General features: G+C 61.5%; 16 protein-coding genes. 7 read left to right on the top strand and 9 right to left on the bottom strand.

From position 1 onward, the window contains the following. Positions 1-3: 3 nt before the first annotated feature. Positions 4-825, top strand: a complete 822-nt coding sequence (locus tag ACIPSK_RS20165) for a lytic murein transglycosylase (RefSeq protein ID WP_162114974.1) — start codon at positions 4-6, stop codon at positions 823-825. Positions 826-980: 155 nt separating this feature from the next. On the opposite strand, the gene ACIPSK_RS20160 is transcribed toward ACIPSK_RS20165, so the two are convergent. Both ACIPSK_RS20160 and pdxY read right to left on the bottom strand, forming a co-directional pair. Further along, complete coding sequence (locus ACIPSK_RS20160; protein ID WP_162114973.1) at positions 981-1622, bottom strand: carbonic anhydrase; 642 nt, start codon at positions 1620-1622, stop codon at positions 981-983. 72 nt (positions 1623-1694) lie between these two features. Continuing rightward, positions 1695-2570, bottom strand: a complete 876-nt coding sequence (gene pdxY / locus ACIPSK_RS20155) for a pyridoxal kinase PdxY (protein WP_162114972.1) — start codon at positions 2568-2570, stop codon at positions 1695-1697. Between the two features lie 276 nt (positions 2571-2846). On the opposite strand from pdxY, the gene ACIPSK_RS20150 reads away from it, so the two are divergent. Further along, positions 2847-7622 carry an NAD-glutamate dehydrogenase gene (locus ACIPSK_RS20150; protein WP_162114971.1) on the top strand — a complete coding sequence of 1592 codons (4776 nt, stop codon included), beginning with the start codon at positions 2847-2849 and terminating at the stop codon, positions 7620-7622. Positions 7623-7649: 27 nt separating this feature from the next. After that, on the top strand, positions 7650-9038 hold the full coding sequence (locus tag ACIPSK_RS20145; RefSeq protein ID WP_170258010.1) for an MFS transporter: 1389 nt from the start codon (positions 7650-7652) through the stop codon (positions 9036-9038). Positions 9039-9077: 39 nt separating this feature from the next. Here ACIPSK_RS20145 and purH read toward each other — a convergent pair whose 3' ends face one another. The 4 genes from purH to htpX form a co-directional block, all read right to left on the bottom strand. Continuing rightward, positions 9078-10694, bottom strand: coding sequence for a bifunctional phosphoribosylaminoimidazolecarboxamide formyltransferase/IMP cyclohydrolase (gene purH / locus ACIPSK_RS20140; RefSeq protein ID WP_162114969.1), 1617 nt, complete (start codon positions 10692-10694; stop codon positions 9078-9080). 205 nt (positions 10695-10899) lie between these two features. Then, positions 10900-12573 carry a heparinase II/III family protein gene (locus ACIPSK_RS20135; RefSeq protein WP_162114968.1) on the bottom strand — a complete coding sequence of 558 codons (1674 nt, stop codon included), beginning with the start codon at positions 12571-12573 and terminating at the stop codon, positions 10900-10902. A 216-nt stretch (positions 12574-12789) separates the two neighbouring features. Further along, the gene (locus tag ACIPSK_RS20130; RefSeq protein ID WP_162114967.1) at positions 12790-14178 is read right to left on the bottom strand and encodes a transcription antitermination factor NusB; all 1389 of its coding nucleotides are present in this window, start codon (positions 14176-14178) and stop codon (positions 12790-12792) included. After that, positions 14169-15131, bottom strand: coding sequence for a zinc metalloprotease HtpX (gene htpX / locus ACIPSK_RS20125; protein WP_162114966.1), 963 nt, complete (start codon positions 15129-15131; stop codon positions 14169-14171). The genes ACIPSK_RS20130 and htpX overlap by 10 nt, the downstream gene beginning before the upstream one ends. Before the next feature lie 111 nt (positions 15132-15242). Here htpX and ACIPSK_RS20120 point away from each other — a divergent pair, with 111 nt between their 5' ends. Continuing rightward, the gene (locus ACIPSK_RS20120) at positions 15243-15467 is read left to right on the top strand and encodes a DUF1674 domain-containing protein (protein WP_162114965.1); all 225 of its coding nucleotides are present in this window, start codon (positions 15243-15245) and stop codon (positions 15465-15467) included. Between the two features lie 217 nt (positions 15468-15684). On the opposite strand, the gene acs is transcribed toward ACIPSK_RS20120, so the two are convergent. Beyond that, positions 15685-17640 (bottom strand): acetate--CoA ligase, encoded by a 1956-nt coding sequence (gene acs, locus ACIPSK_RS20115; protein ID WP_162114964.1) that lies wholly within the window; start codon positions 17638-17640, stop codon positions 15685-15687. 231 nt (positions 17641-17871) lie between these two features. Here acs and ACIPSK_RS20110 point away from each other — a divergent pair, with 231 nt between their 5' ends. Beyond that, positions 17872-18576: a DUF1013 domain-containing protein gene (locus ACIPSK_RS20110; RefSeq protein WP_007632151.1), complete on the top strand. Its 705-nt coding sequence runs from the start codon at positions 17872-17874 to the stop codon at positions 18574-18576. 182 nt (positions 18577-18758) lie between these two features. Here ACIPSK_RS20110 and ACIPSK_RS20105 read toward each other — a convergent pair whose 3' ends face one another. After that, complete coding sequence (locus ACIPSK_RS20105) at positions 18759-20669, bottom strand: propionyl-CoA synthetase (protein ID WP_162114963.1); 1911 nt, start codon at positions 20667-20669, stop codon at positions 18759-18761. Positions 20670-20751: 82 nt separating this feature from the next. Beyond that, positions 20752-21411, bottom strand: coding sequence for a YggS family pyridoxal phosphate-dependent enzyme (locus ACIPSK_RS20100; RefSeq protein WP_162114962.1), 660 nt, complete (start codon positions 21409-21411; stop codon positions 20752-20754). A 199-nt stretch (positions 21412-21610) separates the two neighbouring features. Here ACIPSK_RS20100 and leuS point away from each other — a divergent pair, with 199 nt between their 5' ends. Then, on the top strand, positions 21611-24241 hold the full coding sequence (gene leuS / locus ACIPSK_RS20095; RefSeq protein WP_162114961.1) for a leucine--tRNA ligase: 2631 nt from the start codon (positions 21611-21613) through the stop codon (positions 24239-24241). Further along, positions 24231-24752 carry an LPS assembly lipoprotein LptE gene (gene lptE, locus ACIPSK_RS20090; protein WP_017966017.1) on the top strand — a complete coding sequence of 174 codons (522 nt, stop codon included), beginning with the start codon at positions 24231-24233 and terminating at the stop codon, positions 24750-24752. Before leuS ends, lptE begins: the two co-directional genes overlap by 11 nt.

Raw genomic sequence — 24752 nt, 5'->3', positions numbered from 1 at the left:
CTCATGCGCATGACAACATTCTTTCTGGCGGCGTTTACGGCGGCGGGCGTCCTCCACGCGCTGCCGGCAGCGGCCCAGGGCGCTCAATGCGGCAATAATAGCAGCGGTTTCGGTGCATGGGTCGCCGACTTCAAGCAGGAAGCAGCGGCAAACGGCGTCAGCCGCTCGGTCCTCGACCGCGCCTTCGCCAACGTCAATTACAACAGGCCGACAATTGCCGCCGACCGAGGCCAGAAGAGCTTCAAGCTCTCCTTCGACGCTTTCATGCAGAAGCGCGGCGGGGCCGCCGTCATCTCCCGCGGCCGCAGCATGAAGGCCGCCAACCAGGCACTTTTTGCCTCGATCGAGCGCCGTTTCGGCGTTCCGGCCGGCCCGCTGATCGCGATCTGGGGCATGGAGACCGGTTTCGGCAGCTATATGGGCAACCAGCATACGCTGTCGGCTGTTTCGACCCTTGCCTATGACTGCCGTCGTTCGGACTATTTCACCGACCAGCTCTATGCAGCACTCCAGCTCGTCTCCGAGGGCTATCTGAGCCCGCAGGCCAAGGGTGCCGCCCATGGTGAAATCGGCCAGACGCAGTTTCTGCCGCGCAATGTCGTGCGCTTCGGCGCCGATGGCGACGGCGACGGCCGCGTCGACATGGTCGGTTCCCGCGCCGATGCCCTGGCCTCGACCGCGAATTTCCTCAAGGGCCACGGCTGGCGCGCCGGCGCCGGCTATCAGCCCGGAGAGCCGAATTTCGTCGCCATCCAAGGCTGGAACGCCGCCAGCGTCTACCAGCAGGCGATCGCCTATATCGGTCAGCAGATCGACGGCAGATAGGCTCTCATCGATAAGAATACTCGAAACGCCGCTGCGATATGCGGCGTTTTTCATACGCGGGAATCAAAGCCGCCGCCGGACAATCGCCACGCTGATCAAAACGTCGTGCGCGACCAATTAACGGCGAGTTAAAAAACTGATAAACCGGCATGTCCCTAGATTTCGGGACGAATGAAGTCGCGAGTCTCGGCGTCCATGACCCAGAGTTCACCGGTCGAAATGTCGAACCAGGCGCCGTGGAGATGAAGGTTTCCCGCTTCCTCGAGAGCCTTGATGTCGGGGAAGCTTCTGAGATTGTTGATCGAATTGCGGATGGAGACACGCTCAAGCGCCGTCTGCCGCTCGGCCGCCGTCATCACGTCGTTGCTCTGGATCTGCTCGGCGGCCGGTCTGACCAGCGACATCCAACGGCCGATGAAATCGCCAGGCGACAGCGGTTCGGCATTCGGGTCGAGCGCTGCGCGGATGCCGCCGCAGCGTCCATGGCCCATCACGACGATATCCGAGACCTTCAGCGCCTGTACCGCAAATTCGAGCGCGGCCGAGGTCGAGTGGAAATGGCCGTCCGGCTCGTAGGGCGGCACCATGTTGGCGACGTTGCGAATGACGAAGAGCTCGCCCGGGCCGGCATCGAAGATCAGCTCCGGTGCCGCGCGGGAATCCGAACAGGCAATGACAAGCGTATGGGGGTCCTGACCGTTTTCGGCAAGCTGCCGATACCTGTCGCGGGCGTCAGCATAACGCCCGTTCATGAAGTTGCGATAGCCGTCCAGAAGAGGTGTTGGAAAACGCTGCATGCTTTCTGGATTAGCGCGCGCGGAAGACAAGATCAACTGCTGCACTGCAAAATGAACATATCGGCAAATGAGTCATTTTTTCCGCCGCTGCGCCGGGTGCATGAGCCGGCGCATCTGCACCATGGCCATCGGCGTCGAAAGGCTGGAAGCATCGCTTGCCAGCATCAACTCGTTGCTGCCGCGCTTGACGGCACGCGCAAGAACCTCGAAGACGCTGGCGGTGGCAAGCTGCAGCGCCTTTTCGTCCTCGAGCCCGGAAAGCAGGCGCGACAGGAAGACGGCGGCCAGCAGGTCGCCGAGACCATTCGGCGGGTTTTCGACGACGCGGTGCTCGGCAAGAAGCGCGTGGCGACCGGAAAGATAAAGATTGCCGGTACCGCCCGCCATCATCGGCACGGCTGAAGTGACGAGCATGCGCGATGGTCCGAGCGCGAGCGCCGCCTCCATGATCGTGCCATTGTCTTCGAGGGCCGCCCCCGAAAGCCATGCGAGCTCGTAGCGGTTCGGCGTCGCCAGCGACGCGAGCGGAATGAGATGATCGCGAATGGCCTCTGCGGTCGCTTCCGGCACATAAAGGCCGCCGAGATCGCCCATGACGGGATCGCAGACATAGAGCAGCTCGGGATTGTTTTGCCTGAGCGCGCCGATCAGCCGGGCGACGGAACGCGCCTGGGCGGCATTGCCGAAATAGCCTGAAAGCACTGCCTTGACTTCGCCGATCCACGGCGCGCGGATCAGATCGTCGATCGCCGCGTCGAAATCCGCTTCGGCGAAAGTCAGCCGTGTCGAGCGGCCGTGGCCGGGATGCCAGGGCAGCACGATGGTCGGCAGGGCCCAGACCGGATGACCGAGCGTCTCCAATGCAAACACAGCCGCCCGATTGCCAACCGAGCCCCGGACGACATGGCTCGAAATGACGATGACTGCGCCCGCTGCATTTTCCGACATGATACCCAAGATCCGAATGATGACCGCGTTTGATGATCTTTTTGACGCCACGCTGTCAACCATTCTTCACGCGAGCATGGAAATGTCCGGCGGAACGAAAAACCGGAAAACGCGACTTTCGCTTTCGTTTGGCAAAGAAATCGGAAAATTTCTTACAAACTCTCGTTTCCAGCGCCAATAAAGCGTCAAAACAAACCTTCGGACCTCTCTTTTAGAGATTTTTTCGAAGAATCTTCTGCTAGCTTGCAAAAAATCAGACATTGAGGGAGGCGATCCATGGCTGCCAGAAACAATCCGAAACGGGAAAAACAGATCGAAAGCGCGCGCAAGATCGCCAAGGCGACAGGCGAGGCGCATCTCGATCCGGCAATTCTCTTCGGCCGGGCAAGCAATGACGATCTCGAACTCTATACGCCAGAAATGCTGGCACTCTCCGCCGTGCATTCGGCAAAGGAACTCGCCGCCTGGAACGGCAAGGCGCCCCGCGTCAGCATCGACACGATTGCCGATGTGACGCCTGGTGGCATCGCGGTCTCGGTGCTGTCAGTCACCGACCAGAACATGCCTTTTCTGTTTGAATCGGTCATGGGCGAAGTGACGAGCACCTATCGCGACCTGTTCATGGCCGTGCATCCCATCCTGGTCATGGAGAAGGGCAAGGCGCCGGCGCTTTATTCTGCCGATCACCCGAGCGATCCGGCCAACCGCGTCAGCCATATCCAGCTTCATGTTGCGCCGCTCAATTCCGCCCAGGCGGCCGACCTCGTCAAACGCATCGAAAAAGTGCTCGAACAGGTCCGCCTCTCGGTGTCCGACTGGAAGCCGATGCTTGCCAAGCTCGACGGGGTGATCGCCGAGCTTTCGGCCAATGCCGCCGGCCGCAAGAAGGCCGAACATGCCGAGGCCGTGGCGTTCCTGACCTGGCTGCGCGACGAGAATTTTACGTTTCTCGGCATGCGCGAATATGTCTATTCGGGCAAAGGCGCTGACGCCAAGGTTGAGCGCGACAAGGGTGCTGGCCTCGGCATCCTCTCCAATCCCGATGTTCTGGTGCTGCGCACGGGCAAGGACGCTGTGACCACCACGCCTGAGATCCTCGCCTTCCTCGACGGCCCCGACTTTTTGATCGTCACCAAGGCCAATGTGAAATCGATCGTCCATCGCCGCGCCTATATGGATTATGTCGGCGTCAAACGTTTCGACGCTGAGGGCAACGTCACCGGCGAACTGCGCATCGTCGGCCTTTTCACCTCGACGGCCTATACGTCGCTTGCCTCCGAAATCCCGCTGCTGCGGTCCAAGATCGAGAAGGTGAAGGAACATTTCGGCTTCGATCCGATGAGCCATTCGGGCCGCATGCTCGACAACACGCTGGAATCCTATCCGCGCGACGACCTTTTCCAGATCGACACGACGCTGCTCGCAAGTTTTGCCGAGCAGATCAACGACCTGGCCGATCGGCCGCGCGTGCGCGTCCTGCCGCGCATCGACCATTTCGACCGCTTCGTCTCGGTGATCGTCTACGTGCCGCGCGAGGAATACGACTCGATCGTCCGCGAACGGATCGGCACCTATCTGAAGACTGTCTATGACGGCCGTGTCTCTGCCTATTACCCGGCTTTCCCGGAAGGGGGCGTGGCGCGCGTGCATTTCATCATCGGCCGCTCCGGCGGTAAGACGCCACGCATTCCGCAGGCAAAGCTCGAGCAGGTTATCCGCGAGATCACCGCCCGCTGGGACGACCGTTTCGAGGCGCTGGCCGGGGCCAAGGCGCCGAAGATATCAGTCGACCAAGCCTTCCAGGATTCCTTCACTCCAGAGGAAACCGTGGCAGACCTCGCCGATATCGGCGCCTGCGCCGCCGGCGAGCCGCTGCGCATCCAGTTCTACCATCGTCAGGAAGAACAGGGCCGCGTCCTTTCGCTGAAGATCTTTCACGCCGGCGGCCAGCTGGCGCTGTCGCGCCGCGTGCCGCTTCTCGAGAATCTCGGCTTCAATGTCGTCAGCGAACGCACCTTCGACATCGGGGTACCGGCCGCCGATGGAGAAAAGAAACTCGTCGTGCTGCACGATATGGAACTCGAGGCCCGCAATGGCGGAGAGATCGATCTGCAGCGTTACGGCGCCGCCCTCGAGGAAGGCTTCGTCGCCGCCTTCGCCGGGACGATCGACAATGACAGCTTCAACCGGCTGATCCTTTCAGCCGGTCTCTCCGCGCGCGAGACGAACGTTCTGCGTGCCTATGCGCGTTATCTCCGCCAGGCCGGCATCGCCTATTCGCAGGATTATATCGCAACGACCCTCGACAAATATCCTGGTGTCGCCGCTGCTATCTTTCGTCTCTTCCATGACACGCTCGACACCACGCTTTCGGAAAAGGCTCGCGTCAAGAAGCTTGCCGAACTGCACCAGGCGATCGAAGCCGAGCTTGCCGACGTGCCGAGCCTCGACGACGATCGTATCCTGCGCCGTTACGTCAATATCGTCGATGCGACGCTGCGCACCAATTATTTCCAGAAGAACCCGGATGGCTCGCCGAAGCCGATGCTGGCCTTCAAGCTCGATCCGCATCTGGTGGACGGGCTGCCGCAGCCGAAACCCTTCCGCGAGATTTTCGTCTACGGCGTCGAAGTAGAAGGCGTGCACCTGCGCTTCGGCAAGGTGGCGCGCGGCGGCCTGCGCTGGTCGGATCGCGCAGAGGATTACCGCACCGAAGTGCTCGGCCTCGTCAAGGCCCAGCAGGTCAAGAACGCGGTCATCGTGCCGGTCGGCGCCAAGGGCGGTTTCTATCCGAAAAAGCTTCCCGTCGGCGGCAGCCGCGACGAGATCTTCAATGCAGGCCGCGAGGCTTACAAGACCTATATCCGTACGCTGCTTTCGATCACCGACAATATATCGGGCGCCGATATCGTGCCGCCGAAGGATACGGTCAGGCTCGATGGCGACGATCCCTATTTCGTCGTCGCCGCCGACAAGGGCACCGCGACCTTCTCCGACACCGCCAATGCACTGGCACAGGAAGCCGGCTTCTGGCTGGACGATGCCTTTGCCTCCGGCGGCTCGGCCGGTTACGACCATAAGAAGATGGGCATCACTGCCCGCGGCGCCTGGGAAACCGTGAAACGCCATTTCCGGGAAATGGACATCGATATCCAGGCGACGCCCTTCACCGTCGCCGGCGTCGGCGACATGTCGGGCGACGTCTTTGGCAACGGCATGCTGCTCTCTCCCAAGATCCGGCTCATTGCCGCATTCGATCACCGCGACATCATCATCGATCCCGACCCCGATATGGAAAAGACGCTGGCCGAACGCCAACGGCTCTTCGACCTGCCGCGTTCAAGCTGGCAGGATTTCGACAGAAACGTGCTGTCGAAGGGTGCGATGCTCATTTCCCGCGCAGCGAAATCGGTCACGCTGACGCCGGAAGCGGTTGCCGCGATCGGCATCGACAAGGCCGTGGCGACGCCCTTCGAGATCATGATGGCGATCCTGAAGAGCCCGGTCGACCTGCTCTGGTTCGGCGGCATCGGCACCTATGTGAAAGCGCCGTCCGAAACCGACACCGATGTCGGCGACCGCGCCAACGACCCGATCCGCATCACCGCGGTGGAGGTGCGCGCCAAGGTGATCGGCGAGGGCGCAAACCTCGGCGTTACCCAGAAAGGCCGCATCGCCTACGGACTGAAGGGCGGGCGCTGCAATTCCGACGCCATCGACAACTCGGCCGGCGTCAACACATCGGACGTCGAGGTCAATATCAAGATCGCGCTGGCAGCCGCCATGCATGACGGACGCCTGACGCGCGCAAAACGCGACCAGCTTCTTTCCTCGATGACGGGCGAGGTAGCGACCCTGGTGCTGCGCAACAACTACCTGCAGTCGCTGGCAATCTCCCTGACGGAACGCAAGGGCACGGCAAACGGTCTGCAGCTTGGCCGCTTCATGAGCGTGCTCGAGGGCGCTGGCCAGCTGAACCGCAAGGTCGAGACGTTGCCGGACGACCAAACGCTGGCCGAACGTTATACGGCCGGCAAGCCGCTGACCCGGCCGGAAATCGGCGTGCTGGTGTCTTATGCCAAGATCGTGCTCTTCGATGCGCTGGCCGCAAGCGACCTGCCTGACGATCCCTATTTCATCGCAACGCTTATGAATTATTTCCCCGTGAAGATGCAGAAGTCGAACGCCGGTGATATCGCCAGCCACCGCCTGAAGCGCGAGATCGTCGCGACCGTACTTGCCAACGAAGCGATCAACCGCGGCGGGCCGAGCTTCATCGTCGCCATGATGGACGCGACGGCGGCTTCGGCTCCAGAAGTGGTGCGCGCCGCGATCGTTGCCCGCGACGGTTTCGACCTGACCCGGCTCTGGGCCGAAACAGATGCTCTCGACGGCAAGGTTTCCGGTGATATGCAGAACCGTATCTATGAGGAGATCAGCCATAGCTTTACCGTATTGACGCGCCTGCTCCTGAAGACCGGGATGACCAAGGCGGATATGGCAGAAGTGATTAGCCGGCTGCAGGTTGCCTTGAAGAAGCTGAAGCCTGCCTTCGCCGAACAGGCGGGCGGCGATGTTGCAGCGCGCCAGGCGGAATACAGTCAGGCCGGCGTGCCCGAAAAACTTGGCGCCGAGATCGCCGGCCTCCAGGGCTTCGCGCTGGTGCCTGAGATCATGCAGATCGCCGAGCGTACCGGCGAGCCCCTGGTGCGCGCGGCCGAAAACTACTTCGCGGTGTCGCAGACCTTCCGTATCGGCAGATTGCTGGCGGCGGGCGGGCGGATCCTCACCTCCGACCATTATGAGAATCTGGCGCTTGCCCGCAGCATCGATCAGATCGCCAGCGCAAGACGCGACATCGTCATCTCGGCTCTTTCCGATCACGGCAAGGAAAAGCTTCCCGTACAAGCCTGGCATGCCCAGGATCGCATCCGCATCAACCGTATCCTCGAGGAGCTTTCAAGCCTCAGCGACGGCGGCGATCCCAATCTCGCGCGTATTACCGTTGCTGCAGGTATCCTCACCGATCTTGCGCGCGACCGGGCGAGGTGAGACAGTCCGCGTCAAAACAAGGAGCGGATGTTGAATCGCATTGACTGGACAGGAACGCAGCCGCCGAAGGCCACCGAGAAGGGCATCTGGGGGTGGATGTTCTTCGACTGGGCAGCACAGCCCTTCTTTACCGTGGTCACAACCTTCATCTTCGGACCCTATTTCGTTTCCCGCCTGACCGATGACCCGGTTTCCGCCCAGACGACGTGGAGCAACATGGCGACGATCTCCTCGGTGATCATCGCCCTGCTCTCACCCGTCCTCGGCTCGATCGCCGACCAGTCCGGCGCGCGCAAACCCTGGATCGGCTTCTTCGCGATCATCAAGATCGCCAGCCTCTTCTGCCTCTGGTTCGCAGCCCCCGGTTCGCCTGTTGTCTATCCCGTCATTTTCATGATCCTCGCCTCGATCTCGGCCGAGTTTTCGATCGTCTTCAACGATTCGATGATGCCGCACCTGGTCGGCAAGCACGAGGTCGGCAAGCTCTCCAACACCGCCTGGGGGCTCGGTTATCTCGGCGGCATCATCGTGCTCATTGCCGTCGTGACGCTTTTGGCGGCGAGCCCTGAGACCGGCAAGACCATCCTCGGCCTCGATCCGCTATTCGGCCTCGATCCTCAGACCGGTCAGGATGCACGCATCACCGGGCCGATCTCGGCCGTCTGGTATCTGATCTTCATCCTGCCGATGTTCTTCTTCACGCCGGATGTCGGCAGGGGTCTTCCCTTCGGCACCGCCGTCCGCTCCGGCTTGCGGGAACTCAGAAACACGCTCAGCGAACTCCGGGAGCGCCGCGGCATCCTGACATTCCTCATCGCCCGCATGATCTATCAGGACGGCGTCAACGGCCTGCTGATCCTTGGCGGTATCTTCGCAGCCGGTATGTTTGGCTGGGCAACGATCGAGATCGGTATCTACGGCATCATCCTGAATATTGTCGCGATCTTCGGCTGCCTGATTGCCGGCCGCGTCGACAAGGGCGTCGGTTCGAAGGTAACCGTCGTCATCAGCCTCACCATGCTGCTTCTCGCCACCATCGGCATCATCTCGACAGGACCGGGTTACACCCTGTTCGGACTGATGCCGCTGCCGACGGCCGATTCCGGCGGCCTTTTCGGCACTGCGGCGGAAAAGGCCTATATCCTCTATGGTCTGCTGATCGGGCTCGCCTTCGGGCCGGTGCAGGCCTCGTCGCGCTCTTATCTTGCCCGCAGCGTCAGTCCGGAGGAAGCCGGCCGCTACTTCGGCATCTACGCGCTTTCGGGCCGCGCCACGAGTTTCATGGCGACGCTGCTCTTCTCGCTGGTGACCTATATGAGCGGATCACCGCGGCTCGGGATGGCAACGCTGATCCTGTTTCTTGCCGGCGGACTGGTGCTCTTGTTCCGTACACCCTATCCGGCCGACCGGGCATAGCAATCAGCTCTGCCCTGGCCGACGGCGGCGTACAATCACTCAGTGCCGGAAATGGCGCATGCCGGTAAAGACCATTGCGACGCCGTGTTCGTTAGCGGCATCAATGACCTCCTGGTCGCGCATCGATCCGCCCGGCTGGATAACCGTCGTCGCCCCTGCCGCGATCATCGACAAAAGACCGTCGGCAAAAGGCAGGAAGGCTTCGGAGGCAACCGCCGACCCGTGCGTCATCGGCACTGCAAGGCCAAGCGCCTTGGCGGCCTCTTCGGCCTTCAGCGCGGCGATGCGGGCGGAATCGACCCGGCTCATTTGGCCTGCGCCGATACCGGCGGTCTGGCCGTCCTTGGCATAGACCACGGCATTCGATTTCACATGTTTGCCAACCTTGAAGGCGAACTTCATGTCATCAAGTTCCCGTGCCGTCGGCGCGCGCTTGGTGACGACCTTGAGTTCCAGATCCTCGACCATGCCGTTGTCGCGGCTCTGGACCAGCAGGCCGCCGGAAACGGTCTTTGCCGTCAGGCCCGCGGCACGCGGATCAGGCAGCCCGCCGGCGGACAGCAGCCGCAGGTTCGGCCTACGGGCGACGATCGCCTTTGCCTCCTCCGTGACATCGGGCGCGATGATCACTTCGGTGAAGAGCTTGACGATCTCCTCAGCCGTTTCGGCATCCAGTGTCCGGTTGAGGGCGATGATGCCGCCGAAGGCGGAAACGGAATCGCAGGCGAGCGCCCGCTGATAGGCCTCGACCAGGCTGGATCCGGTGGCGACGCCGCAGGGATTGGCATGCTTGATGATCGCGCAGGCCGGCGCCTTCTCAGGCAGGAACTCGGCGACCAGTTCGTAGGCGGCATCCGTATCGTTGATGTTGTTGTAGGAGAGCTGCTTGCCCTGGAGAAGAGCGGCCGTCGAAACACCCGGGCGCTTCTCGCCGGTGACATAGAAGGCGGCCTTCTGATGCGGGTTTTCGCCGTAGCGCATCTCTTCCTTCAGCGCGCCGCCGATGACCCGGTGGCGCGGCGTGTCGATCGACAGCGCCTCGGCGAACCAGTTAGAGATCATTGCATCATAGGCGGCGGTGCGGGCATAGGCCTTGGCGGCCATCCGCTGGCGGAAGGCATAGGCGGTCTTGCCGTCATCTGCGGAAAGCTGCTCCAGCAGTTCGGCATAATCGGCCGGATCTGTCAGGGTCGTCACATAGGCATGGTTCTTGGCCGAGGCGCGGATCATCGCCGGACCGCCGATATCGATATTCTCGACGGTCGTCGGATAGTCGCCGCCGGCCGCACGCACCTCCTCGAAGGGATAGAGGTTGATGACGGCGAGGTCGATGCCCTCGATGCCGTGCTTTTTCATCGCCTCCTGGTGTTCACCGTCGTCACGGATCGCCAGCAGGCCGCCATGCACCATCGGATGCAGCGTCTTGACCCGTCCGTCCATGATCTCGGGAAAACCGGTGATTTCGGAGACATCGGTGACGGCAAGACCGGCAGCAGTAATCGCTTTATAGGTGCCGCCGGTCGAAAGCAGCCGCACACCTCTGGCAGACAAGGCGTGGGCGAGGTCGACGATGCCGGTCTTGTCGAAGACGGAGATGAGCGCGGTCTTGATTTCTACCTTGTCGGGGGCGGGGATCTTCTTGGAAATGACGGCCATGAAACCTTCTCCGTTCGGGCTTCGGGAGGACATCCGCAAGGGATGTTCGCATGCTGGCGCCGCGTTAGCACAGGTTTGCCGCCACGCAAACAGGCGTCAGAGCAGATGTCGAAAAGCACGAGCTATTTTTGGATAGCATCATACCTTACTTTTTTGGTGTGGGTGCGATCCCAATCTTCGGCCACTCGGCTGAAATCATCCGCCTCTAGCTTTTACGAGATAGGAACCAGCGGATTTCGGTCTTCTCGGCAAGATCGAAGTCGATTTCGATCTGGTCCGAACCGCAGATGCCGGAGCTGTCGGCAAAGAAAATATCCTCGGCGATCAGCACTTCATTGCCGGGCGCCGAAAACAACCAGCTTTCGCCGTCCGGCGCCGTCAGCAGCACGGACTCTCCGTCACTCTGATGCAGGACGATCGAGGGATGGATATGAAAACGGGCGACGGCCTTCAGAGGCTCGTCATGCTCATATCCTTCGCGGACGACGAGCCGGTCGCGGCCCGTCACGATCGAGCCTGCAGCATTGAGCGTCAGCTCACGCTCGTGCAGCACCCCGAACACCCTGAGATAACCGTCATGGCTGAGCTTGATGCCGTCGCGCCCGTCCTCGGTTTCGGCACGCTCGACAGTGATCGTTCTCACCGGTTCGGTAATCGCGTGACCAAGGAAGGGTGAGGGCGAAAAACGGCTGGACGAGGTGTCGTTGAGGATGACGGTCGAATGTGCCGCCGTTGTGCGCGCCATCTGGACATAGCGGTGTCCGGCAAATTTCGGCGAACCGGAATTGACAATGAAGCGATGGCGGCCGGACGACATCTCGAAGGAGAGGCTGCCCGCGTGCGCGGTCCGAAGCGCGCCTCCCGAAGGCGGCGTGCCGGTATCGGCAATGATCACCGTCTTGCCCCCCGAAAGCCGCTGATAACGCGAATGCGGCAAAGCCTTGAACGGCTGACCGGCTGTCTCGTCATATCGCAGCACGGACATCAGCTCGTTTGCGAGCGTCGACGTCGCCCCGTTGAAGAGCGCCAGATCCCCGTCCTGATGGCGAAAAAACCGCAATGCCGGATAGATGCGGTCTATGCCGGAGATCAGCTTCTGCGGCAGGTCATGACCGAGATTGACATAGGTCTGCCGGAGCGGCAGCAGATCGAGCAGCAATTCCAGCCCAACGCGCGGATTGCGCGACACATGGCCGCCATCCGGTAGAATCTGGCTGTCGAATTCGCGGTCGAGCGCCTGCGCCGCCCTTCTCAGTGTAGAGGCGCGCGCCGGCATGGCGACGGAGGCCATGGCGAGCGCGATACGCAGCCGAAACAGCTCCAAGCCACCGAGAGTAAACGGCGCCATCCGGTGCAGGAACCTTACCTGGAACGCCAGCGATTTCATGAAGCGACGATAGAAGCCGCGGTCGGCGTTCTGCAGCACCACCGGCGAATGCGACAGCCAGGCGATAACGCGTTGGGCGGTGACGTCGGTCTCCCAGGCAATCCCCTCCATACGTCCGGCATGGATGGAAAGCCAGCTGTCGACGATCGCGCGGGCGGCAGCCGAACTGCGCTCCGTCTTGTTCGCCCGCATATGCCGCAGCCAGCCGAAGCTATGAAGACGGATCGCGAAGGGGCGCGAGGGCAGGGTGAAGGTGAAGGGCGACTTCTCGCTGGTTTCCAGCATGCGCCCGGCCAGGAGAAAGCGTCCGTTGAGAATCTCGTCGGCCACATGCGGATCGATGCTGCGCAGATCGGTCGGCGCGACGATCAGACGCTCGGGCACCTTGATCGAATGACGAAAGAGCTTCAGGCGCAGCAATGCGACGCGGCGCAAGGCGCGCCGCCAAGCCTCCCGAACATACATGCTCGCAAAACGCCGACCGGACTGCATATTCTATTGTCTATTGACCCTCGTGGTTAAGAATAGGTGAAAAGTGGCCGATTTCATCGTCCGCAATGAATTAATTCGTGACAAGGTTCGAATATACGCACATTAACGCGTTTCACGTGAAATCAAGCGGGGGGTTTTGGAGAGCGGCGTGCGCGAAACGAGGCTATGAAACACCTCGTATAGCCTAGGCTCACTGCCAGCGCTCAAGCCCTGCCATCAGGCCACGCGCCGCAGTACGGCCGCATAGAAGCCGTCGAGGCCGGAGGCAATGCCTTCAGGCATTTTCGCCATCGTGGGAAGCGTGCGGAATTCGCCGAGCGGCGTGATCGCCGCCTCAAGGTCGGGCCAGTCCACGGCGCCGATCGGAACGCGCTCAATCGCGTCCGTATCGGAAAGTACACGGGCGACGACGTCCTCACCCTCGACAGGATCGAGCGAACAATTCGAAAAAACCAGCGTGCCGCCCGGCTTCAGCAATGTCAGCGCATGCCGCAGCAGCCGTTCCTGCAGCGCCGCCAGCCTGGCGATATCCTCAGGCCCCTTGGTCCACAACACGTCAGGGTGCCGGCGTGTCGTGCCGGTAGAAGAGCAGGGAGTATCGAGCAGAATCGCGTCGAAACGCTCCGCCGGCTCGAATGTCGTCAAATCTGCCTGGATCGTCTCCGCCTCGAGGCCGAGCCGGTCGAGATTCGACCGCAGCCGTCTCAGCCGGTTTTCCGACTGGTCGAGTGCGGTGACTGCGCCGCCGGCAAGGATGAGCTGCGCCGTCTTGCCGCCGGGCGCGGCACAGAGATCGGCGGTGCGTTTGCCCGAGAGATCGCCGAAAAGTTTCGCCGGGATGCTTGCCGCGGCATCCTGAACCCACCATGCGCCGTCGTCGAAGCCTTCGAGCGAAGGGATGCCGCCGTCGAAAGCGGCGAGCCGCACGCCGCCGGTGGGCAGGACGACGCCGTTCAACCGCTTCGCCCAGCCTTCGGGGTCGGACTTGACGGTCAGATCGATCGCGGCCGGTTCGAGCTGGGATTCCGAAATCGCCAGCGCCGCGTCCCGGCCATAGGCCTTTTCCAGCCTGGCGATGAACCAGGCCGGCATCGGCGCGACCTTGCCGATCTCATCGAGCACCTGCTCCTTCTCGCGGCCGAGCCGGCGGAGGATGGCATTGACCAGCTTGGCGAAACGACGATTGCGCGGATCCTGATTGGCCTGCTCGACGGCAAGATCGACGGCCGAATGATCCGGCACGTCGAGATAGAGGATCTGCGCCGCCCCGATTGCAAGCACGTGATGCAGCGCCCTGGCGCCCTCCGGCAGCGGCGAATCCAGCAGCCCGGCAATCGCGGCATCGATACGCGGCAAATGGCGCAGCGTCGTGTTCAGGATGGCGCGGACGAGCGCCCGGTCGCTTTCGCCGAGCGCCCTATAGGCCGGATTGCCGTGTTCATGATCGAGAGCGCCGTCGAGCGGCAGCTTGCGATCAACGACGGCAGCAAGAATTTTTGCCGCCGCAGCCCGGGCCTGCAGGCCAGGCTTATCAGGCGCAGAGCGCTCGGTGGAGGGCTTATGCTTGCGGAATGGCTTCTTCGTGCCGTCTGAATTCAAGACCACGGACCTTTTGGCGGTTGCGAACCACCGCGACCAAGACCCGTATCCGGAACAGAGCGCGATTTGCGCGACGGATTAGCAGCACGAGCAGGCTGCGTCGAGACATTCATGCCGCCTTGCGCCATGTCGTGCAGCGCGGCGATACGGTTTTCCGTGTTCGGATGCGTGGAAAACAGATTGTCCATGCGCTCGCCGGAGAGCGGATTGATGATGAACATATGCGCCGTCGCCGGGTTGCGCTCGGCATCCGCGTTCGGCACGTGGGCAGCACCACGCGCGATCTTGCCAAGCGCCGAAGCGAGCCAGAGAGGATTGCCGCAGATTTCGGCGCCGCGGCGGTCGGCCGAATATTCGCGCGTGCGGCTGATCGCCATCTGCACCAGCATGGCGGCGAGCGGTGCGACGATCATCGCGACGAGGACGCCGACGATACCGAGCGGATTATTGTTGTTGTCGCGATTGCCGCCGAAGAAGAAGGCGAAGTTGCCGAGCATCGAGATCGCGCCGGCAAGCGTTGCCGTGATCGTCATGGTCAGCGTGTCGCGGTTCTGGATATGGGCGAGCTCATGCGCCATAACGCCTGCGACCTCCTCGGGAGACAAGGCAGCGAGCAGGCCGGTCGAGGCGGCGACGGCGGCATTGTCGGGATTGCGGCCGGTGGCAAAGGCATTCGGCTGCGGGCTGTCATAGAGATAGACCTTCGGCATCGGCAGACCGGCATTGCGGGCGAGATCGCGCACGATCCGGAAGAATTCCGGCGCATTGCGCTCATCGATCTCCTGAGCGCGATAGGCCGCAAGCACCATGCGGTCGGAATTCCAGTAGGAGAAGAAATTCATGCCGGCGGCAATGACGAACGCGATCATCATGCCGGCCCGACCACCGATCAGGAAGCCGACAAACATGAAAAGCGCCGTCATGAAGGCAAGCAACATGGCAGTGCGAACGAGGTTCATTGCGGATCTCCATCTCCGATTTCGGCGTCACAAGCTTTCAATCCCGGCACCGGCGCATTATGATTTGGTTATTCACCAGCCATTTTCAATATTTTCCGGCAGGAGACGGCCATGCAGGACGCCGATAACGACAATAGCGAAACGCCGACGGTCGAAGGAACGGAGCCGCCGCGCAAGATACTGTCCCCGGCTGCCAGACGCGCCCTTGCCGAAGCCGAAGAGCGGCGAGAGAAACAGAAACCGCTGGAGTTGCCGCCTGAGATCGGCGGCCGCGGCGGAGCCGAGCCAGCACGCTTCGGCGATTACGAAATCAATGGCCGAGCGATCGATTTCTAAGTCAATATTCCTATTGGCTCCCTCGTCGTGGCCGAGAATCCGGCTAACGAAATTTAGGCGACGGGTATTTGACCGCATTCTGGCGGGTGTCACCTCGCCGGCAATCTTCTCTCCGGGGGCTTCGGATATGCCGGAGGACGCAAACCACGCAGGAACAATGCGCAAGCAAAGTGAGCCGCCCCGGAAAGCCCGAACGGGCTGGAGCGGCTCGATCCGATCAGGCGGTCGCCTTGTTCTGCCGGTTGGCGATCAGATCGTCGACGACTGCCGGATCGGCAAGCGTCGATGTGTCGCCGAGAGCACCGAAATCATCTTCGGCAATCTTGCGCAGGATGCGGCGCATGATCTTGCCGGAACGCGTCTTCGGCAGGCCCGGCGCAAACTGAATCTTGTCGGGCGAAGCGATCGGGCCGATTTCGGCCCGCACATGCTTTACCAGTTCCTGGCGAAGCGTATCCGATCCCTCGTGACCGGCCATCAGCGTCACGTAGCAATAGATGCCCTGGCCCTTGATCGGATGCGGATAACCGACGACCGCGGCTTCCGAAACCTGATTGTGCGACACGAGCGCGGATTCCACCTCCGCCGTGCCGAGCCGGTGGCCGGAGACGTTCAGCACGTCGTCGACGCGGCCGGTGATCCAGTAATAACCGTCCGCATCGCGCCGGCAGCCGTCGCCGGTGAAATACTTGCCCTTGTAGGTGGCGAAATAGGTCTGGATGAAGCGCTCGTGGTCACCATAGACGGTACGCATCTGGCCCGGCCAGCTGTCGGTGATGCAGAGATTGCCGTCGGCAGGGCCTTCCAGCACCTTGCCCTCATTGTCGACCAGCTCAGGCTTGACGCCGAAGAACGGCGTCGCCGCCGAACCGGGCTTCAGATCGGTGGCGCCGGGCAGCGGCGTGATCATATGGCCGCCGGTTTCCGTCTGCCACCATGTATCGATGACAGGGCAGCGCTTGTCGCCGACGACATTGTAATACCACTCCCAGGCCTCCGGATTGATCGGTTCGCCGACCGTGCCGAGCAGCCGCAGCGAAGAGCGCGAGGAGCGCGTGACGAAGTCGTCGCCGGCACCCATCAGCGAGCGGATCGCCGTCGGCGCCGTATAGAAGATGTTGACCTTGTGCTTGTCGATGACTTCCCAGAAACGGCCCTGATCCGGGAAGTTCGGCACGCCCTCGAACATCAGCGTCGTCGCGCAATTCGCAAGCGGCCCATAGACGATATAGGAGTGGCCGGTGACCCAGCCGACATCGGCCGTACACCAGTAGACGTCGCCGTGGTGATAATCGAAGACATATTCATGCGTCATCGCGGCATAGACGAGGTAACCGCCGGTCGTATGCAGCACGCCCTTCGGCTTGCCGGTCGAGCCTGACGTATAAAGTATGAAGAGCGGATCCTCCGCCCTCATCTTCACCGGCGGGCATTCCGCCTTCACCGTGGCAATTTCCTGGTGATACCAGAGATCGCGGCCGGGCGCCCAACCGGTCTTGCCGCCGGTGCGGCGAACGACCAGCACCTTGCTGACATTGACATGCTGGCGGGCGGCGATATGGATCGCGGTATCGGTATTGTCCTTCAGCGGCACCGGCTTGCCGCCACGCAGGCCTTCGTCGCAGGTGATGACGAAGGTGGATTCGCAGTCGACGATGCGCCCGGCCAGCGCCTCGGGCGAGAAACCGCCGAAGACGACCGAATGCACCGCGCCGATGCGGGCGCAGGCGAGCATCGCATAGGCCGCTTCCGGGATCATCGGCATATAGATGGTGACGCGATCGCCCTTCTTGACGCCGTGCTTCTTCAACACGTTCGCCATCCGGCAGACGTGCTCGTAGAGCTCGTTGTAGGTGACCTTCTTGTCGATATAGGGGTTGTCGCCCTCCCAGATGATCGCAACCTGGTCGCCATTCGTTTTCAGATGACGGTCGATGCAGTTGTAGGAGACGTTTGTCTGACCGTCCTCGAACCACTTGATCGACACCTTGCCGGTAAAGGAAGTGTTCTTGACCTTGGTATAGGGCTTGAACCAGTCGATCCGCTTGCCGTGCTTGCCCCAGAACTTGTCCGGGTTCTCGACGCTTTCCTCGTACCATTTCAGGTACTTTTCCTTATCGATCAGGGCGCGCGCCTTCACCGGCTTCGTGACCGGATAGATCTTCTCCGACATGCAACTCCTCCTCATGAGACATGCGACGGGCCGCATGAGCTAGCAGGGCCCGGACTTGAAATCACGGCAATTCATAGCAGTTCGCACCGCCACGGCAATTAGACGAAGGTCATTTCATTTCGGAAGAATTGCAATTCTGCGACAGTGCGGTTATATAGCGGCATATTTCCCGGACATTGTGGTGACAATCCACGGACCGCGACCGGCGCGGACGATAGAAGGACTATATCCATGGCTCAAACACTGCTCATGCCGAAGGCGACCGCCATCTGGCTCGTTGACAATACGGCACTGTCTTTCGATCAGATTGCGCAGTTCTGCAAACTGCATCCGCTCGAAGTCAAGGCGATCGCCGATGGCGAAGCGGCGCAGGGCATCAAGGGCCTCGACCCGATCTCGACTGGACAGCTTTCCCGCGACGAGATTGCCCGCGCCGAGGCCAATCCGAACCACAAGCTGAAGCTTTCCGAACCGAAGGTGCGGGTGCCGGAATCCAAGCGCCGCGGTCCGCGTTATACGCCGGTTTCCAAGCGTCAGGACCGCCCGAACGCCATTCTCTGGCTCGTTCGCAACCATCCGGAACTGAAGGACGCGCAGATTTCCCGCCTGGTCGGCACGACGAAGTCGACCATCGAGCAGATCCGCGAGCGCACCCACTGGAACTCCGCCAACTTGGCGCCGATGGATCCGGTCACGCTCGGCCTCTGCAGCCAGATCGATCTCGACATGGAAGTGGAAAAGGCCTCCAAGGGCCGTCCGCTGCCGACCGCTGCCGAGCTGGGCGCAACGCTGCAATCGGCACAGGAAACCGAGCGCCTGACCCCGAGCTACGAGCGCGAGGAGGAAAAGGAAAAGGAAATCGACGCCGACGCCGTCTTCCGCAAGCTGAGCTCGCTGCGCTCGGCCCCGAAGGACGAGGACGACGATCAGTACTGATTGTCGGTAATTTCATGAAAAACCCCGCCGGTATGAGCTGACCGGCGGGGTTTTTTGTTGCGGATGGCCTATTTCGAATTAGCTGCGGAACAGGGTGAGAATGTTCTGCGCCGAACTGTTGGCGATCGAGAGCGACTGGGTAGCAGCCCGGTAATGGCGACCGCATCATGCATAACCTGCCGTCACATCGGCAGGGAGCCTAAACCACGCCCGCGCAGCGCCTCGGCAATTTCCTCCAAAATCGTTGGATCATCGATGGTTGCAGGCATTTTCCAGGGTATGCCGTCGGCGATCTTCTGCATCGTGCCGCGCAGGATTTTGCCGGAGCGCGTCTTCGGCAAGCGGTTAACGGTGATGGCCGTCTTGAAGGCGGCGACAGGTCCGATCGAATCACGAATCATCGCCACGACCTCCGATTCGATCGCCGTCGCGTCACGGGAAACATGTCGTTTCAGCACCAGGAAACCGCAGGGCGCCTGGCCCTTCAACGCATCGATGACGCCGATAACAGCGCATTCGGCGACATCGGGATGACGCGCACAGACCTCCTCCATCGCCCCTGTCGAGAGCCGATGACCGGCGCAATTGATGATGTCGTCGGTGCGCGACATGATGAAGAGATAGCCGTCTTCGTCGACATAACCGGCGTCGGCCGTCTTGTAGTAGCCGGGAAACTCATCGAGATAGGCCGAGCGGAAACGCTCGTCCGCGTTCCAGAGAGTCGGTAGACAGCCGGGCGGCAAGGGCAGCTTCACGACGATATTGCCGAGCGTTCCCGCCTCGATCGGATGACCGGCATCGTCGAGCACCGCAATATCATAGCCGGGCATCGGCAGCGCCGGCGAACCGTGCTTGATGGGAAGGACGCCGAGGCCGAGCGGATTTGCCGCGATCGGCCAGCCGGTCTCCGTCTGCCACCAATGATCGATGACGGGTATGCCAAGCATGCGCTCGGCCCATTTCAACGTCTCCGGATCCGCCCTCTCGCCGGCAAGAAACAGTGCCCGTAGATCCGGCATGGGATACTGGCGCATCAGTTCACCGTCACCGTCCTCCCGCCGGATGGCGCGGAATGCCGTCGGCGCCGTGAACAGCACCCGCACTCGATACTCTGAAACAATGCGCCAGAATGTGCCCGCATCCGGAGTGCCGACTGGCTTCCCTTCAAAGATCAGAGTGGTTACGCCTGATAGCAGCGGGGCATAGACGATATAGGAATGTCCGACGACCCAGCCGATATCCGAAGCCGTCCAGAAGACCTCGCCCGGCTTCAAGCCGTAGATATTCCGCATCGACCAGTTGAGCGCGACCATATGGCCGCCATTGTCGCGCACAACGCCCTTCGGCTGGCCCGTCGTGCCCGAGGTATAGAGGATGTAGAGCGGATCGGTCGCCTTGACGGGGACACAGGCGATCTCGGCGCCACGATGCTGCGCCACCGCCACCTCGAAATCCTGATCGCGGCCGCTGGCGAGATCTGCCCGAAGCTCCGGCCGCTGCAGCACCAGGCAGTACTCCGGCTTCGAACGCGCGATCTCGATTGCCTGATCGACCAGGGGCTTGTAGGCGACGATGCGACCAGGCTCGAGCCCGCAGCTCGCGGTGATCACCAGCTTCGCACCGCAATCGTCGATGCGTGCCGCAAGTTCGCTGGCGGCAAACCCGCCGAAAACGACGGAGTGAACCGCACCGATGCGGGCGCAGGCGAGCATGGAAAAGACCGCCTGCGGCACCATCGGCATATAGAGGATGACGCGATCGCCTTTGCCGATGCCGCGCTCGACCAACGCTGCTGCGATGGCCATCACCTCGCAAAGCACCTCATCATAGGTGAAACGGCGCTTCTCGCCGTTCATTGCGCTGTCGAAGATGACCGCAGTCTCGCCGCCGCGGCCGGCAGCCACATGCCGGTCCACGCAATTGTGGCATGTATTGGTTTCCGCTCCAGAGAACCAGCGGCCATAGACGCCCTCACTGGGCGAAAAAATCCGCTCCGGCGGCTTGAACCAGTCGATGCCGACGGCTGCTTCGCGCCAGAAGGCTTCGGGATCGCGTTTCCAGGCCGCATAGGCCTGATGATAGCCGTTCTGCATTTGCTCCTCCCCAGGACATGCAACCTCGATCTTAAATCTAGACGGGGTGAAGCGAGACAGGAAGCCCGACCAAAGCCGCGTATCAGCGCGCGCCGAAAATCGCCGATCCGACGCGGACGCTTGTGGCGCCGAAGGCGACCGCCGTCTCGTAGTCACCCGACATGCCCATGGACAGCTTTTCGACGCCGCATTTGAGCGCGAGCTTTGCCAGCAAAGCGAAATGCGGCCCGGGATTTTCCTCGGCCGGCGGAATGCACATCAATCCTTCGATGGAAAGGCCGAGCTCGTCGCGGCAGAAGGCGACGAAGGCCGACGTCTCTTCCGGAGCGATGCCGGCCTTCTGCGGTTCGAGCCCGGTATTGACCTGGACGTAAAGCCGCAGCACCTTGCCTTGCCGCTTCATCTCCTCGGCAAGCGCGCGGGCGATCTTTTCCCGGTCCACCGTCTCGATGACGTCGAAAAGCGCTACGGCATCCGCCGCCTTGTTCGATTGCAGCGGTCCGATCAGATGCAGCTCGATATCGAGCCGCTCGGCCTTCAGCGTCGGCCACTTGCCCTGGCTTTCCTGCACCCGGTTTTCGCCGAAGACACGCTGCCCGGCTTCGATGGCCGGTCGGATTGCCTCCGCCTCGAAGGTCTTCGACACCGCGACGAGCTGAACGGAACCCGCCGGACGACCTGCTTCGCGTTCCGCGGCGGCAATCCGCGACCGCACGTCGTTCAAACGCTCTCGAAGTTCCATCGTTCTGCCTCAACATATCTGGAATGAAATGATTGGAATGAACTAGCCAGCCATTCTGTGCTTGCCAAGTCCCGTCTCGGCGAAATCCCTGGTCACAATCAAGATCGGACGCTTGCAGCACCTGCAAAACTTGACGCTGTAGTGGTTTCATGGTGAAGGTCTCGACCAACTCCCCTGATTTTCCGGAAATACGAATACCATGGCCACCGAACGTTATAATCCGCGCGACGCCGAGCCCCGCTGGCAGCAGAAATGGAATGAAGACAAGGTCTTCGAGACCGACAACGCCGATCCGCGCGAAAAATATTACGTCCTCGAAATGTTCCCCTATCCGTCGGGGCGCATCCATATGGGCCATGTCCGCAATTACGCCATGGGCGATGTCGTCGCCCGCTACAAGCGTGCCCGCGGCTACAACGTGCTGCATCCAATGGGTTGGGACGCCTTCGGCATGCCAGCGGAGAATGCCGCCATGGAGCGTGGCGTTCACCCCGCCTCCTGGACCTACCAGAATATCGCCTCGATGAAGGCGCAGCTGAAGGCCATGGGGCTTTCGTTGGACTGGAGCCGCGAATTCGCCACCTGCGACGTCGAATATTACCAGCACCAGCAGCATCTCTTCGTGGATTTCCTGGAGAAGGGCCTGGTCTATCGCAAGCAGTCCAAGGTCAACTGGGATCCTGTCGATAATACCGTGCTCGCCAACGAACAGGTAATCGATGGACGCGGCTGGCGTTCCGGTGCGCTCGTCGAACAGCGCGAACTGACGCAATGGTTCTTCAAGATCACCGACTTCAGCCAGGATCTGCTGGACGCGCTGGATACGCTCGACCAGTGGCCGGAAAAAGTGCGCCTGATGCAGAAGAACTGGATCGGCCGTTCGGAGGGCCTGACGATCCGGTGGGAGATCGTGCCGGAAACGGCACCTGCCGGCGAGAGCGAAGTCACGGTCTATACGACCCGGCCGGACACGCTCTTCGGCGCCTCTTTCCTGGCGATCGCCGCCGATCATCCGCTGGCGAAGGATGCCGCCGCGAAGAACCCTGATATCGACGCCTTCTGCGAGGAGTGCCGTCGCGCCGGCACGTCGCTCGCAGCGCTCGAGACCGCCGAAAAGAAGGGCATGGATACCGGTATCCGCGTCCGGCATCCGCTTGATCCCTCTTGGGAGCTGCCTGTCTATATCGCCAACTTCGTCCTGATGGATTATGGCACGGGCGCGATCTTCGGCTGCCCGTCGGGCGACCAGCGCGACCTTGATTTTGCGCGCAAATATGGCCTGCCGGTCGTGGCCGTCGTCATGCCGAGGGATGGCGACGCAACAAGCTTTTCCGTCGGCGACACCGCCTACGACGGCGATGGCGTGATGATCAATTCACGCTTCCTCGACGGCAAGACCACGGAAGAAGCCTTCAATATCGTCGCCGATCGACTGTCTGCCGCTTCGCTCGGCAATGCGCCGCAGGGCGAGCGCAAGGTCAATTTCCGTCTGCGCGACTGGGGTATTTCCCGCCAGCGTTATTGGGGCTGCCCGATCCCGGTCATCCATTGCGATGATTGCGGTGTTGTGCCGGTGCCGAAGGTGGACCTGCCTGTCAAGCTGCCTGACGACGTCGCTTTCGACCAGCCCGGCAATCCGCTCGACCGTCATCCGACCTGGCGTCATGTCTCTTGCCCGAACTGCGGCAAGGATGCACGCCGAGAGACGGATACAATGGATACCTTCGTCGATTCGAGCTGGTATTTCACCCGCTTCACCGCGCCCTGGGAAGACAAGCCGACCGACCCGGAAGCGGCAAACCGCTGGCTGCCGGTCGACCAGTATATCGGCGGCATCGAGCACGCGATCCTGCACCTGCTCTATTCCCGCTTCTTCACCCGCGCCATGCGCGAGACCGGTCACGTCGCCGCCACCGAACCTTTCAAAGGTCTCTTCACCCAAGGCATGGTGGTCCACGAAACCTATAGCCGCGGCGCCGGCGCCGGCCGCGAATGGGTGGCACCCGCCGATATCCGCATCGACGAACTCGACGGCAAACGCCGGGCTTTCCTGCTGACGAATAACGAGGAAGTCGCGATCGGCTCGATCGAGAAAATGTCTAAATCGAAGAAGAACGTCGTCGATCCTGACGATATCATTGCCTCCTACGGCGCCGATACCGCTCGTTTCTTCGTTCTGTCCGACTCCCCGCCGGAGCGCGATGTCATCTGGTCCGAGGCGGGCGTCGAAGGTGCTCATCGCTTTACCCAGCGTCTGTGGCGCCTGATTTCCGAAGCTGCGGACGCGCTCTCTACCGTCGCCCCTGCGCCGGCAACCGATGGGGAAGCGTTGTCAATCTCGCAGGCTGCCCACAAGACACTGAAGGCCGTGCAGAACGACTACGACAAGCTCTGGTTCAACAAGGCCGTTGCCCGAATTTATGAACTCGTCAACGCGCTGGCCGCACCGATGACGAAGGTTGCGGCAGGTGAGGGTGATGCCACCTATCGCGCAGCGGTACGCGATGCCGCCGAGATCCTGATTCAGCTTGTCTCTCCGATGACGCCGCACCTGGCTGAGGAATGCTGGGCCGCACTCGGCAACGAAGGGCTGCTTGCCCGGGCAAGCTGGCCGCAGTACGACGAAACACTCGTTATCGAAAACGATGTCGTCCTGCCGGTACAGATCAATGGCAAGAAACGCGCTGAATTGACAATTTCTCGCGATGCAGATCAGAATGCCGTTACCGACGCCGTGCTGAATCTGGATGCGGTGAAGAACGCGTTGAACGGACAGGCACCGAAGAAGATCATCGTGGTTCCCCAAAGGATTGTAAACATTGTCGTCTGATATCGCCTGCAAGCTGGCCCGCAATGCCGGCATCGCCATGATCCTTGCCTCCGCGGCATTTCTCTCCGCCTGCCAGGTTCGTCCGCTCTACTCCGAGAGTTCCGGTGTTACTGAAAAGCTTTCCTCGGTCGGCTTTTCCCCAGCAGGTAGCCGCGTCGAACAACAAGTTCGTAACCACTTGATTTTCCTATCGTCGCGTGGAGCCGGCGAGCCGGAAAAACCGGAATATCTCGTCGAAATGCACGCCTCCTCGACCGTTGCCGACACGTTGCTGAGGGAATCTGGCGACACGTCGCGAGCCGGTCGTGTGACCGTCAGCGTCACCTACACGCTACGCGCGGCGACCGACAATCATGTCATCAAGGCCGGCAGCCGCGCGACCACGGCGCTGGTGGATTTCCCTGACCAGGAATTCGCCAAGCAGCGCGCAATCCGTGATGCCCAAAATCGTGCGGCAGATCAGGTAGCGGAATTCGTCGGGGCCGATATAGCCGCTGCCCTCAGCCGCTGA

It is taken from the genome of Rhizobium sp. LARHSG275 (genome assembly GCF_052871115.1).
Note: the sequence above shows the minus strand (reverse complement) of the source record. Positions and strands in the feature narration are given on the sequence as shown.

What these genes read in the sequence shown, in the direction of transcription:
- ACIPSK_RS20165 (WP_162114974.1), top strand. Translation starts at nt 4, where the DNA reads ATGCGCATGACAACATTCTTTCTGGCGGCGTTTACGGCGGCGGGCGTC.
- ACIPSK_RS20160 (WP_162114973.1), bottom strand. Translation starts at nt 1,622, where the DNA reads ATGCAGCGTTTTCCAACACCTCTTCTGGACGGCTATCGCAACTTCATG.
- pdxY (WP_162114972.1), bottom strand. Translation starts at nt 2,570, where the DNA reads ATGTCGGAAAATGCAGCGGGCGCAGTCATCGTCATTTCGAGCCATGTC.
- ACIPSK_RS20150 (WP_162114971.1), top strand. Translation starts at nt 2,847, where the DNA reads ATGGCTGCCAGAAACAATCCGAAACGGGAAAAACAGATCGAAAGCGCG.
- ACIPSK_RS20145 (WP_170258010.1), top strand. Translation starts at nt 7,650, where the DNA reads ATGTTGAATCGCATTGACTGGACAGGAACGCAGCCGCCGAAGGCCACC.
- purH (WP_162114969.1), bottom strand. Translation starts at nt 10,694, where the DNA reads ATGGCCGTCATTTCCAAGAAGATCCCCGCCCCCGACAAGGTAGAAATC.
- ACIPSK_RS20135 (WP_162114968.1), bottom strand. Translation starts at nt 12,573, where the DNA reads ATGCAGTCCGGTCGGCGTTTTGCGAGCATGTATGTTCGGGAGGCTTGG.
- htpX (WP_162114966.1), bottom strand. Translation starts at nt 15,131, where the DNA reads ATGAACCTCGTTCGCACTGCCATGTTGCTTGCCTTCATGACGGCGCTT.
- ACIPSK_RS20120 (WP_162114965.1), top strand. Translation starts at nt 15,243, where the DNA reads ATGCAGGACGCCGATAACGACAATAGCGAAACGCCGACGGTCGAAGGA.
- acs (WP_162114964.1), bottom strand. Translation starts at nt 17,640, where the DNA reads ATGTCGGAGAAGATCTATCCGGTCACGAAGCCGGTGAAGGCGCGCGCC.
- ACIPSK_RS20110 (WP_007632151.1), top strand. Translation starts at nt 17,872, where the DNA reads ATGGCTCAAACACTGCTCATGCCGAAGGCGACCGCCATCTGGCTCGTT.
- ACIPSK_RS20105 (WP_162114963.1), bottom strand. Translation starts at nt 20,669, where the DNA reads ATGCAGAACGGCTATCATCAGGCCTATGCGGCCTGGAAACGCGATCCC.
- ACIPSK_RS20100 (WP_162114962.1), bottom strand. Translation starts at nt 21,411, where the DNA reads ATGGAACTTCGAGAGCGTTTGAACGACGTGCGGTCGCGGATTGCCGCC.
- leuS (WP_162114961.1), top strand. Translation starts at nt 21,611, where the DNA reads ATGGCCACCGAACGTTATAATCCGCGCGACGCCGAGCCCCGCTGGCAG.